General features: G+C 73.6%; 11 protein-coding genes and 1 rRNA gene. 6 read left to right on the plus strand and 6 right to left on the minus strand.

Annotation, left to right across the window (positions count from 1 at the left end):
* Positions 1-92 (minus strand): 16S ribosomal RNA (locus B086_RS0129920); the annotation flags it as partial.
* 581 nt (positions 93-673) lie between these two features.
* Between B086_RS0129920 and B086_RS0129925 the strand changes: the two genes are divergently transcribed.
* Together B086_RS0129925 and ptsP are read left to right on the plus strand one after the other, a co-directional pair.
* On the plus strand, positions 674-1,123 hold the full coding sequence (locus tag B086_RS0129925) for a PTS sugar transporter subunit IIA (protein ID WP_018570118.1): 450 nt from the start codon (positions 674-676) through the stop codon (positions 1,121-1,123).
* Positions 1,124-1,199: 76 nt separating this feature from the next.
* The gene (ptsP, locus tag B086_RS0129930) at positions 1,200-2,870 is read left to right on the plus strand and encodes a phosphoenolpyruvate--protein phosphotransferase (protein ID WP_018570119.1); all 1,671 of its coding nucleotides are present in this window, start codon (positions 1,200-1,202) and stop codon (positions 2,868-2,870) included.
* A 112-nt stretch (positions 2,871-2,982) separates the two neighbouring features.
* On the opposite strand, the gene B086_RS0129935 is transcribed toward ptsP, so the two are convergent.
* Both B086_RS0129935 and B086_RS0129940 read right to left on the minus strand, forming a co-directional pair.
* On the minus strand, positions 2,983-3,891 hold the full coding sequence (locus B086_RS0129935; RefSeq protein WP_018570120.1) for a hypothetical protein: 909 nt from the start codon (positions 3,889-3,891) through the stop codon (positions 2,983-2,985).
* 35 nt (positions 3,892-3,926) lie between these two features.
* Positions 3,927-5,234 carry an MFS transporter gene (locus tag B086_RS0129940; RefSeq protein ID WP_324604705.1) on the minus strand — a complete coding sequence of 436 codons (1,308 nt, stop codon included), beginning with the start codon at positions 5,232-5,234 and terminating at the stop codon, positions 3,927-3,929.
* A gap of 45 nt (positions 5,235-5,279) precedes the next feature.
* On the opposite strand from B086_RS0129940, the gene B086_RS0129945 reads away from it, so the two are divergent.
* On the plus strand, positions 5,280-6,599 hold the full coding sequence (locus tag B086_RS0129945; RefSeq protein WP_037874224.1) for an aminotransferase class I/II-fold pyridoxal phosphate-dependent enzyme: 1,320 nt from the start codon (positions 5,280-5,282) through the stop codon (positions 6,597-6,599).
* Positions 6,600-6,644: 45 nt separating this feature from the next.
* On the opposite strand, the gene B086_RS0129950 is transcribed toward B086_RS0129945, so the two are convergent.
* Positions 6,645-8,612, minus strand: coding sequence for an acetoacetate--CoA ligase (locus B086_RS0129950; RefSeq protein WP_018570123.1), 1,968 nt, complete (start codon positions 8,610-8,612; stop codon positions 6,645-6,647).
* A 213-nt stretch (positions 8,613-8,825) separates the two neighbouring features.
* Here B086_RS0129950 and B086_RS0129955 point away from each other — a divergent pair, with 213 nt between their 5' ends.
* Positions 8,826-11,186, plus strand: a complete 2,361-nt coding sequence (locus B086_RS0129955; protein WP_018570124.1) for a TIM-barrel domain-containing protein — start codon at positions 8,826-8,828, stop codon at positions 11,184-11,186.
* Between the two features lie 103 nt (positions 11,187-11,289).
* Here the strand turns inward: B086_RS0129955 and B086_RS0129960 are convergent, their stop codons facing one another.
* Complete coding sequence (locus tag B086_RS0129960) at positions 11,290-11,826, minus strand: NUDIX domain-containing protein (protein ID WP_018570125.1); 537 nt, start codon at positions 11,824-11,826, stop codon at positions 11,290-11,292.
* A gap of 37 nt (positions 11,827-11,863) precedes the next feature.
* On the minus strand, positions 11,864-12,712 hold the full coding sequence (locus B086_RS0129965; RefSeq protein ID WP_018570126.1) for a M15 family metallopeptidase: 849 nt from the start codon (positions 12,710-12,712) through the stop codon (positions 11,864-11,866).
* A 156-nt stretch (positions 12,713-12,868) separates the two neighbouring features.
* Between B086_RS0129965 and B086_RS0129970 the strand changes: the two genes are divergently transcribed.
* Together B086_RS0129970 and glpK are read left to right on the plus strand one after the other, a co-directional pair.
* Entirely contained in the window at positions 12,869-14,497 is a 1,629-nt protein-coding gene (locus B086_RS0129970; protein WP_018570127.1) for a GGDEF domain-containing protein, read from the plus strand.
* A 258-nt stretch (positions 14,498-14,755) separates the two neighbouring features.
* On the plus strand, positions 14,756-16,282 hold the full coding sequence (glpK, locus tag B086_RS0129975; RefSeq protein ID WP_018570128.1) for a glycerol kinase GlpK: 1,527 nt from the start codon (positions 14,756-14,758) through the stop codon (positions 16,280-16,282).
* The last annotated feature ends 57 nt before the right edge of the window (positions 16,283-16,339 follow it).

Here is a 16,339-nt window from a genome sequence, read left to right on the forward strand (position 1 = left end):
CTAATCCCCACCGAAGTGGTTCATCGTTCGACTTGCATGTGTTAAGCACGCCGCCAGCGTTCGTCCTGAGCCAGGATCAAACTCTCCGTGAATGTTTACTCGGCCAGAAAATTAATTCAGCCGGTTGACACGCACGAGAGCGGAACCAAGGGGAAGGAATGTTCCCCCGGTTCACAGCGTCCTCGCTGTGTTTTCTTCAAAGGAACCTCGTCCCGACCATGACGGCCGGAGACGGGGTATCAACATATCTGGCGTTGACTTTTGGCACGCTGTTGAGTTCTCAAGGAACGNACGCTTCCTTTGTACTCACCCTCTCGGGCTTTCCTCTGGGCGCTTCCCTTCGGTGTTCCAAACCCTATCAGGCTTTTCCGGCCCTCTTGACCACCGTCCCGCGAGCATGCGGAAGGGGATCCAGAGATAGGATCTGACGAGTTGGGTTCCGCTCGGGTCAAGGACGCTTGTTCGCGTCGCTCACCCCCAGGCAGGAGTACGACTGTACAGGGGCCCGTGGAGCGGGTGCAAATCCATGGGATTGGTGGTCTAGACCACTAAGGTGAGCTGTCGTAAGCTCTCGGCCGGAACCGGCACTTACCGTGACATACGCTGCTGGACAGCACGCCGTCCGGTACAGGCAGTGACGGCCCTACGAATCTCCACCCCTGGGAGGCTTCCCATGACCACCGTGACGTCCCCGCTCGCCGGACGTGCCATCGGACTGGCCAACGTGCCGGACCCCGTCTTCGCCGGCGCCATGGTCGGCCCCGGCACCGCCATCGACCCGGTGCGTGAGCCCTCCGAGGCCGTCGCCCCCGTGGACGGTGTCATCGTCTCGCTGCACCCGCACGCCTTCGTCGTCGTCGACGAGCAGGGCCACGGCGTGCTCGTCCACCTCGGTATCGACACCGTTCAGCTCAACGGCGAGGGCTTCGAGCTCCTCGTGAACAAGGGCGACACGGTGACCCGCGGCCAGGCCGTGGTGCGCTGGGACCCCGCCGCCGTCGAGGCCGCCGGCAAGTCCCCCGTATGTCCCGTCGTCGCGCTCGAGGCCACGGCGGAGTCCCTCGCCGACCTGCACGAGAGCGGCGAGGTGAAGGCCGGCGACAGCCTCTTCTCCTGGAGCTGACCGCCCCGCCGTTCGCCGGACGGCGCACAGAACGACCACCACGGCGGCATGCGCCGCATTAACGGAGACGGGTGAGATGGAGACAACGCTGCGAGGCGTCGGTGTGAGCCACGGTGTGGCGATCGGCGAGGTTCGGCACATGGGTACGGCGGTCCTGGAGCCGCCCGCGAAGCAGATAGCGGCGGACGAGGCGGAGCGTGAACAGGGGCGCGCCCGCCAGGCCGTGGACGCCGTGGCCGCCGACCTCACCGCGCGGGGCAACCTGGCGGGCGGCGAGGCGCAGGCCGTGCTGGAGGCGCAGGCCCTGATGGCGCAGGACCCGGAGCTGATCGCGGACGTCGACCGGCGTATCGCCGTCGGCAGCACCGCGGAGCGCGCCGTGTACGACGCGTTCGCCGCGTACCGGGATCTGCTGGCGGGTGCCGGTGAGTACCTCGCGGGGCGCGTGGCGGACCTCGACGACGTGCGGAACCGTATCGTCGCGCGTCTGCTGGGCGTGCCGATGCCGGGCGTGCCGGACAGTGACGAGCCGTATGTGCTGGTCGCGCGGGATCTGGCGCCGGCCGACACCGCGCTGCTCGATCCGACGCTGGTCCTCGGTTTCGTCACCGAGGAGGGCGGGCCGACGAGTCACAGCGCGATTCTGGCGCGGGCGCTCGGGGTGCCGGCCGTGGTGGCGCTGCCGGGGGCCGGTGAGCTGGCCGAGGGCACGGTGATCGCCGTGGACGGCAGCTCCGGCGAGATCTTCGTGAACCCGAGCGAGGAGAAGAAGGGGCAGCTGGAGGCGGCCGCGGCCGAGCGCAGGGCGGCGCTGGCCGCGTCCACGGGTCCGGGTGCGACCTCCGACGGTCACAAGGTGCCGCTGCTGGCCAACATCGGCGGGCCCTCGGACGTCCCGGCGGCGGTCGAGGCGGGCGCCGAGGGCGTGGGTCTGTTCCGGACCGAGTTCCTGTTCCTGGACGACAGCAGGAACGCGCCGTCCGAGGAGAAGCAGGTCGAGGCCTACCGGCAGGTGCTGGAGGCGTTCCCCGAGGGCCGTGTGGTCGTACGGGTGCTGGACGCGGGCGCGGACAAGCCGCTCGACTTCCTGACGCCCGCGGACGAGCCGAACCCCGCTCTGGGGGTGCGTGGTCTGCGGACGCTGCTGGACCACCCGGAGGTGCTGCGCACTCAGCTGGCGGCGCTCGCCAGGGCGGCCGAGGGGCTGCCGGTGCACCTTGAGGTCATGGCGCCGATGGTCGCCGACCGGGCCGACGCCAAGGCGTTCGCGGACGCCTGCCGTGCGGCGGGGCTGCGGGCGAAGTTCGGTGCGATGGTGGAGATCCCGTCGGCGGCGCTGCGGGCGCGGTCGGTGCTCCAGGAGGTGGAGTTCCTGTCGCTGGGGACCAACGACCTCGCGCAGTACACCTTCGCCGCCGACCGTCAGGTGGGTGCGGTGTCGCGGTTGCAGGATCCGTGGCAGCCTGCGCTGCTTGACCTGGTCGCGCTGGCCGCCGAGGCGGCGCGGGCCGAGGGCAAGAGCTGCGGTGTCTGCGGTGAGGCGGCCGCGGATCCGCTGCTGGCGTGTGTACTGACCGGTCTGGGGGTCACCTCCCTGTCGATGGGTGCGGCGTCGCTTCCGTATGTGCGGGCCGCGCTGGCCAAGTACACGCTGGCGCAGTGCGAGCGTGCCGCGGCTGCGGCGCGGGCCACGGACAGTGCCGAGGAGGCGCGCGAGGCGGCGCAGGCGGTGCTGTCCGGCGAGTGAGCGGACGGTGAGAGGACCGGTCGGCGCTCCGGCCGGTCCGTGAGGGGCGCTCCGCCTTCGGGTGGAGCGCCCCTCGTGTGTCCGGTGTGCCCGGTGCCGGTGCCGGTGCTGTTCAGTGCCGGTGCGGGGGTGTGGGTCCTTCGTCCCCGAGGTCGGGGGGTGTCGTGTAGTCCACGCCGGACTCGGGTGCGACGAGGTCGCCGGACTCGATGTCGGTGCAGTAGGCGTCGAAGACCTCCGCGGCGGTGAGCGGGTGCAGCCGGTCGCCGCGCAGGCGCCAGCCGTAGACCCGGTCGGGTGTGCCCGGTGCCGTGGTGCGCATGACGAGTCCGCCGGGGCTGCGGGTGGCGAGGCCGAGGGCCAGGACCGTGGTGAATTCGAGGGCTTCGGCCTCGTCGAGGCGGGTGGTGTCGCCCGGCGGACCGTCACCGTCCTGGTCGTCGGCGCGGAGCGCGGCGAGCAGGGTCTCGGGTGCGGTGGAGACGCTGCACACCAGGTGGCGGTTGCCGGGCGGGGCGGTGTCGAGGATGCGGACGAGGAGGCCGGCGGCCCTGGCGAAGGCGGCGCGGCCGATGTCCTCGCCGCATGCGGCGCAGGGGCCGAGCCGGGCGAGGAGGGTGGAGGCGTACTCCCAGGTGGCCTGGCGGACGGCCTCGTCGACGAGGGCGGGGACGAGTTCGGTGAGCGGCCTGCCGTCGTAGGGCAGGGCCGGGCCCGCGCCGGCCAGCTCGGCGGTGAAGCGGGCGCGGCTGGCGCCCGTGTCCGGGTCGAGTCCGGTCCGCGCGCAGAACGCGGCGTATTCCTCGGGGTCGAAGAGGGCGACGGTGGTGTGGCCGCCCTGGGCCGCCCTGACCCTCAGGAGTGCTTCGACGTGACGGAGGTAGGTGCTGTGGTCGTCGAAGACGAAGCTCCGGTAGCGCCGCATGGCGCGGAAGTCCTGTGCGTCGGTGAGCAGGCCGATGGTGCCGGCGATCTCGCGGCGCAGGGCGCGTCGCATGGTCCGGTGGTCGGTGTGCGCCATGTTTCCCCCATGGTGTGCCGTGTGTGCACGGTCGATCAATGCTCACTCACCGTAACCGGGGGCACTGACAACGGGGGTCCGCTGAGGCGGCCGCGGACGGTGCGGTGCTGGATGACGCAGGTCAGGGCGATGCCGCCGCCGAAGACGGCCCATCCGGCGGGGCCGGTGGCGAGGGCCGCGGTGACGGCGAGGGGGCCGATGCTGCGCTGGGCGGCCTGGGCCAGTCCGTGGACGCCGAGGTAGGTGCCCTGGGCCGTGCCGGGGGCGAGGGCGACGGACAGTTCCCAGGAGACGGTGGCGTGGAGCATCTCGGCGAGGGTGAAGACCGCGGCGGCGCCGGTGAGGAGCGCGACCGCCGTGCGGGTGCCGCCGGCCGTGGAGAGGGCGAGGGCGGTGCCGCCGAGTGCGTAGGCGACCGAGAGCGGGAGCAGAAGGGTGCGGGCCGCGGCGGTGGTGGCGCCGAAGCGTGCCAGGGGGACCTGGAGGGCGACGACCATCACGTTGTTGAGGACCATCAGCAGCGGGGCGAGGCCGTGCGGGACGTCGCTGCTGTGGGCGATGCACAGGGGGAGGCCGACCTTGAAGACCGCGTCGTCGAGGAAGAGGACGGTCTCGGTGGCGACGTAGGCGAGGTAGGTGCGGTCCCGCCACGGGGTGGCGGGCCGGGCGGTGGGAGCGGGGGTGCCGGTGGCGGTGACGGTGCGGGAGGGCGAGGGGGGTTCGCCGCAGCGCAGGGTGAGCAGTGCGACGGCGACGAAGGAGAGGGCGTCGCCGAGGAGCAGCCACCGGTAGGCGGCGGTGGTGCCGACGGCGAGGGCGCCCGCGGCCGCGAGGCCGCCCAGGGCCCAGCCCGCGTTGGCCGCGGTGCGGTTGAGGGCCTGGTAGCGGACGCGGTCGGGGCCTGAGACGCGGGTGGCGTAGAGCTTGGTGAGGATGCTGGCGGCGCGGTCGCCGAGGCCGCCGAGGGCGGAGAAGACGAGCAGCAGGCCGTAGTCGTCGGTGGTGAGCAGGCCCAGGGAGGCGACGGCGCGCAGGAGTTGCAGTGCGATGAGGACGCGGGTGAGCGGGAACCGGTCGGCGAGGCGGCCGCCGAGGGGGGCGCCGGCGATGCCGACGGCTCCGGCGAGGGCGGCGAGGGTGCCGACCTGGGCGAGGGAGAGTCCGGAGACGTAGGTGAAGTAGAGGACGGAGACGGAGGCCCACAGTCCGCTGCCGGTGCGGTCGACGAGGGCGACGAGGAGCATGCGGCGGCCGTCGGGGCCGCCGGGTACGCGCGGGCGTCCTGTCCTGGTGGTCGGTGTGGTGCCGGTGCCCTTGGTTCTCGTACCGCGAGTGATGCGCACTGCTCCCCCTTGCCTGACATTATGTATTGATACACAATGATTAACGTGGCAGTACATTATGCGATCAGTGGGGCGACGGCCAAGGCGATTGCCTCGTCGGTGGAACACGCCGTCTCCGAGGGGGCGTTGGCGCCGGGCGCGGCGCTGCCGCCGGTGCGGCGGCTCGCGGACGAACTGGCGGTGAGCCCGGGGACGGTGGCAACGGCGTACAAGGAGCTGCGAGGGCGGGGCATCGTGGTGACCCGCGGCCGGGGCGGGACCGTGGTGGCGCCCGCCCCCGCGGTGGCCTCACGGCGGCCGCCGAGGGTCCCGCAAGGGCTGCGTGACCTGGCGGGCGGGCATCCGGATCCCGCGTTCCTGCCCGCTCTGGCACCGCCGTCCCGGCTGGCGCCCGGCGCGCGCTCGCACCGCTCGTCCCCCCGGCTGCCCCGGCTGGAGGACACGGTGCGCGACTGGCTCGGCGCGGACGGAGTGCCGGTGGAGCACGTGACCTTCGCGCACGGCGCGCTGGATCTGGTGGGCCGGCTGCTCTCCGTGGAGCTGCGTCCCGGCGACGCGGTGGCGATGGAGGACCCGGGCTACCACCACCTGCTCGACCTGGTGACCGCGCTGGGGCTGCGCAGCGTGCCGGTGGCGGTGGACGACGAGGGGATGCGGCCCGAGGCCCTGCGGCGGGCGCTGCGGGCCGGTGCGCGCGCCGTGGTGTGCAGTCCGCGCGGGCAGAACCCGTACGGCGGGTGCTTCTCGGCCGAGCGGCGCGCGGCGCTCGCCGATGTGCTGCGCGCGGAGCCGGACGTCCTGGTCCTGGAGAACGACCACACGTCGGCGGTGGCGGACGTACCGCTGCACGCCCTCGGCTCCGCCGGCCTGTCCCGGTGGGTGCATGTGCGGACGGTGAGCAAGTTCCTCGGGGCGGACCTGCGCTGTGCGGTGGCGGCCTGCGACGCCGTCACCCTGGCCCGGCACGACGGGCGGCTGCTGCTGACCTCGGGCTGGGTCAGTCATCTGCTCCAGGAGACGGTGCACGGGCTGCTGACCGACGAGGACACGCGTGCGCTGGTGTCCCGCGCGCGTGGGGCGTACTCCGTGCGGCGCGGCGCCCTGCTCGGGGAGCTGGCGGACCGGGGCATCGCGGCCCACGGGGCAAGCGGGATGAACGTGTGGGTTCCGGTGGCCGACGAGTCGGCGGTGGTGAACGGGCTGCGGTCCTACGGCTGGTGGGTCGCGGCGGGTGCCAGGTTCCGGCTGGCGTCGCCGCCGGGGCTGCGGATCTCCGTGGCCGGCCTGGAACCCGCGGACGCGGCCCGGCTGGCCTCCGACTTCGCCGCGGTGCTGGACGAGTCGGAGGCCACCTACGGCGGCTGACCGGCGGGCGGCGGACCGGGTCCGCGCGGGCCCGGTCCGTCCGCGTCAGGCGCGCTTGCGGGCCAGTTCCTCGTAGAAGCGCAGCAGGCCGAGGTCGTCGACGGAGCCGGGATTGACGGCCTTCTCCAGCGGGGTGCCCTGGAGCAGGCGTTTGACCGGGACCTCGATGCGCTTGCCGGTGAGGGTGTGCGGGACGCCGGGGACCGCGATGACCTCGTCGGGCACGTGGCGCGGGGAGAGCTGTTCGCGGATGGTCCGCTTGATGCGGTCCAGCAGCGCGTCGTCCAGGACGGCTCCGGGGGCCAGCTGGACGAAGAGCGGCATCCAGTAGCCGCCGTCGGGCTGTTCGACGCCGATGACCAGGGACTCCCTGATCTCGGGGAGCCGCTCGACGGCCTCGTAGATGTCGGCGGACCCCATGCGCACGCCCTGGCGGTTGAGCGTGGAGTCGGAGCGGCCGTGGATGATCACGGAGCCGCGGGAGGTGAGGGTGATCCAGTCGCCGTGCCGCCATACGCCGGGGTACACGGAGAAGTAGCTGTCGTGGTAGCGGCTGCCGTCCGGGTCGTTCCAGAAGTGGATCGGCATCGAGGGCATGGGGTTGGTGACGACCAGCTCGCCGACCTCGTCGACCAGGGGCCTCCCCTCCGGGTCCCAGGACCGCAGGTCGGTGCCGAGGCAGGGGGCCTGGAGTTCGCCGATGTGGACGGGCAGGGTCGGCACGGCCCCGGCGAAGCAGGAGCAGACGTCGGTGCCCCCGCTGACGGAGGCGATCCACAGGTCGTCGCCGACCTCGTCGTGCAGCCAGCGGAACCCGTCGGGCGGGAGCGGCGACCCGGTGGTGGCGACGCACCGGATCCGCGACACGTCGTGGTCGCGCGCCGGGTGCACCCCCGCCTTGCGGCAGGCCATCACATAGGCGGCCGAGGTGCCGAAGAGGGTGGCCCCGGTGCGCTCGGCGATGCGCCACTGGGCGCCCGTGTCGGGGTACCCCGGGCTGCCGTCGTACAGGACGATCGTCGTCCCGGTCAGCAGGCCGGAGACGAGGAAGTTCCACATCATCCAGCCGGTGGACGTGTACCAGAAGAAGCGGTCCCCGGGACCCAGGTCGCAGTGCAGGCCGAGCTGCTTGAGGTGCTCGACGAGGATGCCGCCCTGGGACTGCACGATGGCCTTGGGCAGGCCCGTGGTGCCCGAGGAGTACAGCACCCACAGCGGATGGTCGAAGGGCACCTGTTCGAAGACGGGTTCGACGTCGGCCGAGGTCAGGTCGGACCAGGCGAGGGTGCCCTCCGGTGCGGCGGTGCCCAGCAGCGGGATGTGCACCACGGCGCGCAGGGTGGGCAGTTCGCGGCGCAGTTCGGCGACGACGTCGCCGCGGTCGTGCTCCTTGCCGCCGTAGCGGTAGCCGTCGACGGTGAACAGCACGACCGGTTCGACCTGCTGGAAGCGGTCGAGGACGCTGCGGGCACCGAAGTCGGGGGCGCAGGAGGTCCAGACGGCGCCGACCGCGGCGGTGGCGAGCAGGGCGACGACGGCCTCGGGGATGTTCGGGAGATAGCCGCTGACCCGGTCCCCCGGGCGTACGCCGAGGGCGCGCAGCTCGGCGGCGAGCGAGCCGACCTGGCGGCGCAGCTCGGACCAGGTCACCGGGCGCGGTTCGTGGGTCTCGTCCACCTGGAGGAGGGCGGGCTCGTCCGCGCGGGTGGCGGCCGCGCGCAGGGCGTGCTCGGCGTAGTTCACGGTGGCGCCGGGGAACCACTGCGCCCCGGGCATCGTACGGTCGCCCAGCACGCGCGCGTAGGGGGTGCTGAAGCGGACGTCGAACCACTCGGTGACGGCCTGCCAGAAGCTCTCCAGGTGGTCGACGGACCAGCGGTGCAGGGCCGGGTAGCCGCCCTCGGCGGGCGCTCCGTGGTGTGCGGCCGCCCACGCCTGGAACTGCGTGATCTGGGCCTGGGCGATCCGCTGCGGATCGGGCTGCCAGAGCGGCAGGGGGTTCACGGTCGACATGGGCGGCTCCCGGACTCTGCGCGTCGTGTGCGTCGGTCCGCGCACGTGCTGGGGTGTGCGCGTGACGCGGCTGACACGGACGATGCCATGTGATCGACTTCCGCACCAGGGTTGGCCCCACATAGTCCCTGTCGTGAAGATGTGGCCCGAGCCTGGGTGAACGGCAGTTGAACGACACCTCCGCGCGGCGCCGTCAATGGCAGGGTGATCAGCATGAACGGTCGTGACCTGGTGCGTTCGGTGAAGGCGGTCGGCTCCGCGGGGGCGGCCCAGGGGGTGCGCACCGTACGGGCCGCCTGGCGTCGGCGGCGTGCCGACGCCGAGGGCCTGCCCCCGCGGGGCGCGGAGCGGGCGCGGGTGCCCGGTGAGGTGCTGGACGCGCTGCCCGGCCCGGGGGGCGGTGTGGTGCGGTTCAGCCGCTCGGAGCTGCGCCTGCTCGTCGCGGCGAACGGCGCGGTCTTCTGGGGCTGGGACGGGGCCGCTCCCCTGCCGTCGTACGCCCTGGCCGGGGAGGGTCCCGAGCCCGACCCGCGGGCGGTGCTGGAGCCGGACAAGGACGGCGGCTGGCGAGTGGTGGCCGAGCGGGTCACCGTCACCGTCTCGCGGCACGGCGCCGTGGAGGTGTGCACGCCCGGCGGTGTGCCGTTGCGCCGCGATCTGCCGCCCCGCTGGTGGGAGCCGGTCGGCGGCGGGACGGCGCGCTGGATGCAGCGGTCCCGGGTGACGGCGGACGCGCGGTTCTTCGGCCTGGGCGCGCGGGCGTCGGGTCCGCGTCTGCGCGACGGCGCCTACCGCCTGTGGAACACCGATCCCGGCCGCCCGTTCGGGCCCGGCGACGATCCGCTGTACCTCACGATGCCGGTGCAGCTGGTCGTCGCGGACGCGGGCACCCACCTGGTGTTCCACGACAACTCCTGGGACGGCACCGTCGTCCTGCGCGAGGGTGAGGAGGGCGCCGGTTCGGGGCACGACCGGCCCGGCGCGAGCGAGCTGCGGATGGACGGCGGACCGCTGCGCTGCTGGGTGGTCGTCGGCACTCCCGCGCGCGTGCTGCACACCTGGGCCTCGCTCACCGGAGCGGCCGCGCTGCCGCCCGCGTGGGCGCTCGGCCACCAGCACGCGCGGTGGGGCTTCGGCAGCGAGCAGGAGGTGCGCCGGATCGTCGCGGGCTACCAGGAGCGCGGTCTCCCGCTGGACGCCGTGCACCTGGACATCGACCACCTGGACGCGCACCGGGTCTTCACCGTCGACCAGGAGCGCTTCCCCAAGCTGCCGGTGCTCGCGGAGGAGCTGCGCCGGGACGGGATCAGGCTGGTGTCGATCGTCGACCCGGGGGTGCGCGCCGCGCCGGGGGACGCCGTGTACGACTCGGGGACGACGCAGGACGCATTCGTGCGGGATGCGTCGGGGGACGTCGTACGGGGTGTGGTGTGGCCCGGAGAGACGGTCTTCCCGGACTTCACGCACGCGCGTGTGCGCGCGTGGTGGGGCGGGCTGTACCGGGAGCGGCTGGCCCAGGGCTTCTCCGGTTTCTGGCACGACATGAACGAACCGACGTCCTTCGCGGCCTTCGGCGAGACCACGCTGCCGCGGTCGGCGCGGCACGCCCTGGAGGGCCGCGGCGGCGACCACCGCGAGGCGCACAACGTGTACGGGCTGTGCATGGCGCAGGCCGGGTACGAGGGCGTGCGCGCCGCGGTGCCCGGGGAGCGGCCGTTCGTGTTCTCGCGTTCGGGCTGGGCCGGGCTACAGCGCTACGGCGGGACCTGGTCGGGGGACGTGGCCACGGGCTGGCCCGGACTGCGGGCGTCGCTGTCGCTGGTGCTGGGCCTGGGCCTGTGCGGGGTGCCCTACTCGGGGCCCGACGTGGGCGGCTTCGACGGCAGTCCCTCGCCCGAGCTGTTCCTGCGCTGGTTCCAGCTGGCCGCGTATCTGCCGCTGTTCCGGACGCACGCGAGCCTGCGGGCGGGGCGGCGGGAGCCGTGGGAGTTCGGTCCCGAGGTGCTGGAGCACGCGCGCGCGGCGCTGCTGGAGCGGCGCCGGCTGCTGCCGTACTTCGTCACACTGGCGCATCTGGCCCGGCGCACGGGCGCGCCGTACGTCCGCCCGGTGTGGTGGAACACCCCCGAGGACCGGGCGCTGCGGGACTGCGGGGACGCCTTCCTGCTGGGCGACGCGCTGCTGGTGGCGCCGGTGCTCCAGCCCGGCGCGGAGCGGCGGACGGTGCGGCTGCCGCGGGGCCGCTGGTACGACACGGCGACCGGCCGGGCGTACGTGGGGCCGGGGAAGGCGGTCGTGGAGGCGCCGCTGGGGCGGATCCCGGTGTTCGCGCGCGCGGGTGCCGTGCTCCCGGTGCGGGGCGGGACGGACGAGGTGGAACTGGAGGTGTGGGCGCCCGCCCCCGGGCGTGGCGGGGGCGGGCTGGTGGTGCCGGACGCGGGCGACGGCTGGGACGAGCCCGCGATCGAGCGGTACTCCGTCCGCGGGCAGGGCCGGCGGGTGGTCGTGGAGCAGGAGCGGGAGGACGGTGCGGTGGCGCCGTCGCGTCCGGTGCGGGTGCGGGGGCTTGACTGAGTCGGGCCGTGCCGGGCCGGGCCGAGGCGGGCCGGGCGGTGGGCCGGTGGCCCGGACCGGCCCGGGACGGGAGACGGGGCGTGACGGGAGAGGACTGGACGGGTCAGACGTAGCGGCCCTCGAACCAGGCCCGTGCCGCCAGGGTGTGCAGAGGGAAGGCCAGTTCCTCGGGCCTGCGCAGCAGGTGCCAGCCGGACGTCTCGTCGGTGGCGGCGGACTCCGGCAGCCCTTCGGCGGGGCGTTCGGGGAGCATCCCGAAGAGCAGGAGGTGGCCGTCGGGCGCGCTCATGGCGTCGGCGAGCCGTACGTCGCGGGCGGCGGCGTCGATGCCCGTCTCCTCCTTGAGTTCGCGCACGAGGGCCTGGCGCCAGTCCTCGCGGTCGTCGACGTAGCCGCCGGGCAGGGCCGTGCCGCCGCGCGCGGGGTCGATGGTGCGGGTGATCACCACCAGGGCGGTGCCCTTCGGGTCGTAGACGGGCTGGAGGGCCACCGCCACCGGCAGCGGGTTGCGGTAGGCCACGGCCCCGCAGGCCGGGCAGGTGCGGGGCCAGCCGGAGATGCGCTCTCCGTAGGGCGCTCCGCAGCCCGAACAGTGGGAATCGGGCACGGAGTTGACAGTCGGGTGTGGATTCTCGGACACGCGCGGACTGTATCCGATCCCGACCGGTCGTCCTGTGTCAGGAGGGCCCGGCATCCGAGCGCGGGCCGCTGGTGAGCGAGGCCCGGGAGACGGGGAAGTCGAAATAGGTGTCCGGGTACGGTTCGGGCTGGTAGGTGAAGTGCCACCACTCCTCGGGCAGGTTCACGAGCCCGACGCGCTCCAGGGTGTCCTTGAGCAGCATCCGGTGAGCGTGCTGCCGGCCCCGGATCCGGGGGTCGAGGGTGTGCGCGAGCGTGTCGAAGCAGTCGAAGCCCGTGCCCATGTCCAGGGAGTTGTCCGGGAAGCGCTCCGCGCGCGGTGCGTAGCAGGGCGTCAGGGGCCGGGCGGGGTCGTACGGAGGGGTCGGCCGGACCGGGAGCGGGACGACGGTGAGGTCGATGGTCGAGCCGCGGCTGTGGCCGGACTTCGCCGCGATGTAGCCGTCGTCGAACAGGCGGGTCTTGTCGACGCGCGGGTAGAACTCGCCCTTCATGGACTGGTCGTCGAGGTCGCGGGCCCAGCGCACGAAGTGGTCGACGGCGCGCTGCGGCCGGTAGCAGTCGTACACCTTGAGGGTGTGGCCCCGGCGCAGCAGTCGGCGCTGGGCGCGGTGCAGAGCCTGGGCGGCGGGGCGGGTGAGGAGGCACATCGGCCGGCGGTAGCCGTCGACGGGCTCGCCCATGAAGTTGTGCGGGGTGAAGTAGCGCATCTCCTGGAGGATCGTCGGGTCGATGTCGCTCAGGGCCACGAAGTCGGCGGGCGCCCGCGGGTCCGGGACGGTACGGGTCCGGGGTGCGGCGGCGGTCGTCGCGGAAGCGGCGGTCAGGGTCAGCAGGGCGGCGAGGGCGGTGACGGCGGTGCGCGCGGCCCGGGACAGTCGTGTCATGTCTCCTACATCTAGCGGGGTCCGGCCCGCCGGGGAAGCGGAACGCCCGGAAGCCGCTCCGCCTACGGGGTGCCGCCGACGGGTGACCTCACGTGAACGTCTCATGAACGCGGCCCGCGCCGCCGCACGCGGCGCCATCATGCTGCCGTGCATCCCATGCGTCCCTGGGCGGACTCGCTCCGCTTCGCCTTCCAGCCGGTGGTCAACCTGGCCACCGGAGGGGTCGTGGCCCTGGAGGTCCTGGCCCGGCCGGAGACCGGTGACGTGCTCGCCGAGGCGCTCCGCGACCCCGAGCTGGACGGCCGGCTGACCGTGTCGGCGCTGCGCGCGGCGGCCCGTACGGAGACGCTGCTGCCCCTGCACATCAATGTGTTCGCCCGCACGCTCGCCGACCTCGGCGGCCTGCCCGCCCTGTACGAGGCCGTGCGCCGGGCGGGCCGCCTGCCGTGGGAGGTCACGCTCGACGTCGTACCGCCGTACGCGCACGTACCGCGCCCGGCCCTGCTGGAGGCCGTGTCCGCCGTGCGGGAGCGGGGGTTCCGGATCGGCGCTGACGGGGTCGGGGACGGCGACATGCCGCTGCGCCTGCTCGTCGACCTCGCCCCCGACCTGGTGAAACTGGACTCCTCGCTGCTGTCCCGGCCGGCGGCGGTACGGGCGATGCGCACGCTGTGCGAGCAGTCGGGGGCGCTGCTGGCCGTCGAGGGCGTGGAGACCGAACGGCAGTGCGCGCTCGCGGTGTCCGCCGGGGCCCAGTGGGCGCAGGGCGAGCTGTTCGCGCCACCGGCCCGGCGGCCCGTGGCAGACGTGTACGTGCCGCCCCGCTCCCCCGACCTCGCCCCGGCCGTGCCGGGCCCGGGGCCGTCGCTGCGCCCCTTCCTGCGGCCCGCCGCGCTCCTGCCCGCGGACGTCCCGGCGGGCCGGGTGCGGGCGCTGCTCACCGGTGCGCCCGAGGTGACGGGCGTGCTGCTCGTGGACGGTCACGGGGTGCCGCTGCGGTCCGTGCACCGGTCCCGCTTCCTGCTGATGATGTCGGGGCGCTACGGCCACGCCCTGTACGCCGACCGCCCGGCCGCCCGGCTCGGCGATCCGCCGCGCACGGTGGACGTCGAGGCGACGGCCTGGGAGGTGCTGGACATGATCGCGCGCGGCACGCAGGAGCGGACCTCCGACGACGTGGCGGTGGTCGACCGCCGGGGGCGGTGCGTGGGCGTCGTACGGCCGGCGGACCTCGTACGGGCCCTGGCCGAGTCCCGGGTGGAGGAGGCGGCCGGGCTCAATCCGCTGACCCGGCTGCCCGGCTCGGACGCGATCACGTCCGAGGTGGACCGGCGGATCCGCTCCGGCCGGGCGTTCTCGCTGAGCTGGCTGGACATCGACCGCTTCAAGCAGGTCAACGACGGCGCCGGGTTCGCCGCCGGGGACGAGCTGATCCGGTCGGTGGGGCGGAGCCTGGAGCAGGCCGCGTCCGGAACCACGCGCGTGGGACATATCGGCGGCGACGACTTCCTGCTGCTGGCGGACCCGGAAGCGCTCGATCCGCTGGCGGCCGCCGTATTGGACCCGCCCTGGTCGGCGGGCGGAACGCCGGTCACCCTGTCCCTGGCCACGGTCGTCTGCGAGCCGGGAAGCGTGGCCGACCACCGGCAGGCAGCCGCCTGCCTGACCCCGCTCAAGCGGGCGGCGAAGGCCCTGGAGGGCCCCAGCTGGGTCGTCGGCCGGGCGCCCCGGCCCGGCCACACAATCCGCCGCGGGCGGACGGCCACGGTGCCGCAGGCCGGGTGACAGTCCCGCCGGGATGCCGGGACGGCGGGACAGTCGTGGCTGGACGGGGCGGTCGGGGGCGTGGGCGGTGGCCGGGTTCGTGCCGGGGCGCGGGTGGGGTGGCCGGGGGCGCGGTGGTCGTGCCGAGCGGGTTCCGCCCCGCTGGGACACACTCGTACGAGTGAGGGCACGGAGGCCGCAGCGGCCCGGTGCCCGGTCGTTCCTCCGGTGGGGTTCCGGCCGCGCGATCCGCCGGAACCGCGTCTCCAAGGGGTAGCCATGACGGACAACGCCGAGAAGTACGTGGCCGCAATCGACCAGGGCACCACGTCGAGCCGGTGCATCGTCTTCGACCGGCGCGGTGCCATCGTCGCCGTCGACCAGCGCGAACACCGCCAGATCTTCCCCAAGCCGGGCTGGGTCGAGCACGACGCCACCGAGATCTGGACGAAGGTGCAGGCGGTGGTCGCGGGCGCCACGGCCAAGGCGGGGCTGCACGCCGGGCAGCTCAGCGCGCTGGGCATCACCAACCAGCGCGAGACGACCGTCCTGTGGGACCGCGCGACCGGCAAGCCCGTGCACAACGCGATCGTCTGGCAGGACACCCGTACCGCGGCGCTGTGCGACCGGCTGGGCGGCAGCGAGGGGCAGGACCGGTTCCGGGAGCAGACCGGGCTTCCGCTGGCCAGCTACTTCTCCGGTCCCAAGGCCGCCTGGCTGCTGGACAACGTGGCCGGCCTGCGCGACCGCGCCGAGCGCGGGGAGATCGCCTTCGGCACGATCGACTCCTGGCTCATCTGGAACCTGACCGGCGGCACGGACGGCGGCCGGCACGTCACGGACGTCACCAACGCGGGCCGCACCATGCTGATGAACCTGGAGACCCTCCAGTGGGATCCGGCCATCCTGGCGGCGATGAACGTGCCCGAGGCGATCCTCCCGGAGATCCGCTCCTCGTCCGAGGTGTACGGCACCGCGGTCGGCCACCTGGCGGGCGTGCCGGTGGCCTCGGCCCTGGGCGACCAGCAGGCGGCCGTGTTCGGGCAGGCCTGCTACGACGTGGGCGACGCGAAGAACACCTACGGCACCGGCAGCTTCCTGCTGCTGAACACCGGCAACCGGCCCGTGCCGTCCAAGAACGGACTGCTCACCACCATGGGCTACAAGATCGGCGACGAGGCGCCGGTCTACTGCCTGGAGGGCGCCATCGCGATCACGGGCGCGCTGGTGCAGTGGTTCCGCGACCAGCTCGGCATCATCGGCACCGCCGACGACATCGAGCCCCTCGCGGCCGGTGTCGAGGACAACGGCGGCGCGTACATCGTGCCCGCGTTCTCCGGTCTGTTCGCGCCCTACTGGCGTGCGGACGCGCGGGGCGTGGTCACCGGCCTGACGCGGTACGTCACCAAGGCCCACCTGGCGCGCGCCGTGCTGGAGGCGACCAGCTGGCAGACCCGCGAGGTGGTGGACGCCATGTACCAGGACTCCGGGGTGCGCCTGACGGCCCTGAAGGTGGACGGCGGGATGACCAAGAACAATCTCCTGATGCAGCACCAGGCGGACGTGCTCGGCGTGCCGGTGATCCGGCCCAAGGTCTCCGAGACGACCTGTCTGGGAGCCGCCTACGCGGCCGGGCTCGCCACCGGCGTGTGGAACGACCTGGACGAGCTGAAGTCGCACTGGCAGAAGGACGCCGAGTGGACGCCCTCCATGGAGGACCGGGTGCGCGAGCGCGAGTACCACAACTGGCGCAAGGCGGTGGAGAAGAGCTTCGGCTGGCTGGAGGACGGTGACGACGGCGCGTGACCGTCGGCGCCGTACGTCCGGCACGCGCGCGTGCGGGAGATCCGTGACGCACGCGCG

This window comes from Streptomyces sp. PsTaAH-124 (assembly GCF_000373685.1).
GTDB lineage: Bacteria > Actinomycetota > Actinomycetes > Streptomycetales > Streptomycetaceae > Streptomyces > Streptomyces andamanensis.

Coding starts and splice junctions, on each gene's coding strand:
- B086_RS0129925 (WP_018570118.1), top strand. CDS start 674: ATGACCACCGTGACGTCCCCGCTCGCCGGACGTGCCATCGGACTGGCC.
- ptsP (WP_018570119.1), top strand. CDS start 1,200: ATGGAGACAACGCTGCGAGGCGTCGGTGTGAGCCACGGTGTGGCGATC.
- B086_RS0129935 (WP_018570120.1), bottom strand. CDS start 3,891: ATGGCGCACACCGACCACCGGACCATGCGACGCGCCCTGCGCCGCGAG.
- B086_RS0129950 (WP_018570123.1), bottom strand. CDS start 8,612: ATGTCGACCGTGAACCCCCTGCCGCTCTGGCAGCCCGATCCGCAGCGG.
- B086_RS0129955 (WP_018570124.1), top strand. CDS start 8,826: ATGAACGGTCGTGACCTGGTGCGTTCGGTGAAGGCGGTCGGCTCCGCG.
- B086_RS0129965 (WP_018570126.1), bottom strand. CDS start 12,712: ATGACACGACTGTCCCGGGCCGCGCGCACCGCCGTCACCGCCCTCGCC.
- B086_RS0129970 (WP_018570127.1), top strand. CDS start 12,869: ATGCGTCCCTGGGCGGACTCGCTCCGCTTCGCCTTCCAGCCGGTGGTC.
- glpK (WP_018570128.1), top strand. CDS start 14,756: ATGACGGACAACGCCGAGAAGTACGTGGCCGCAATCGACCAGGGCACC.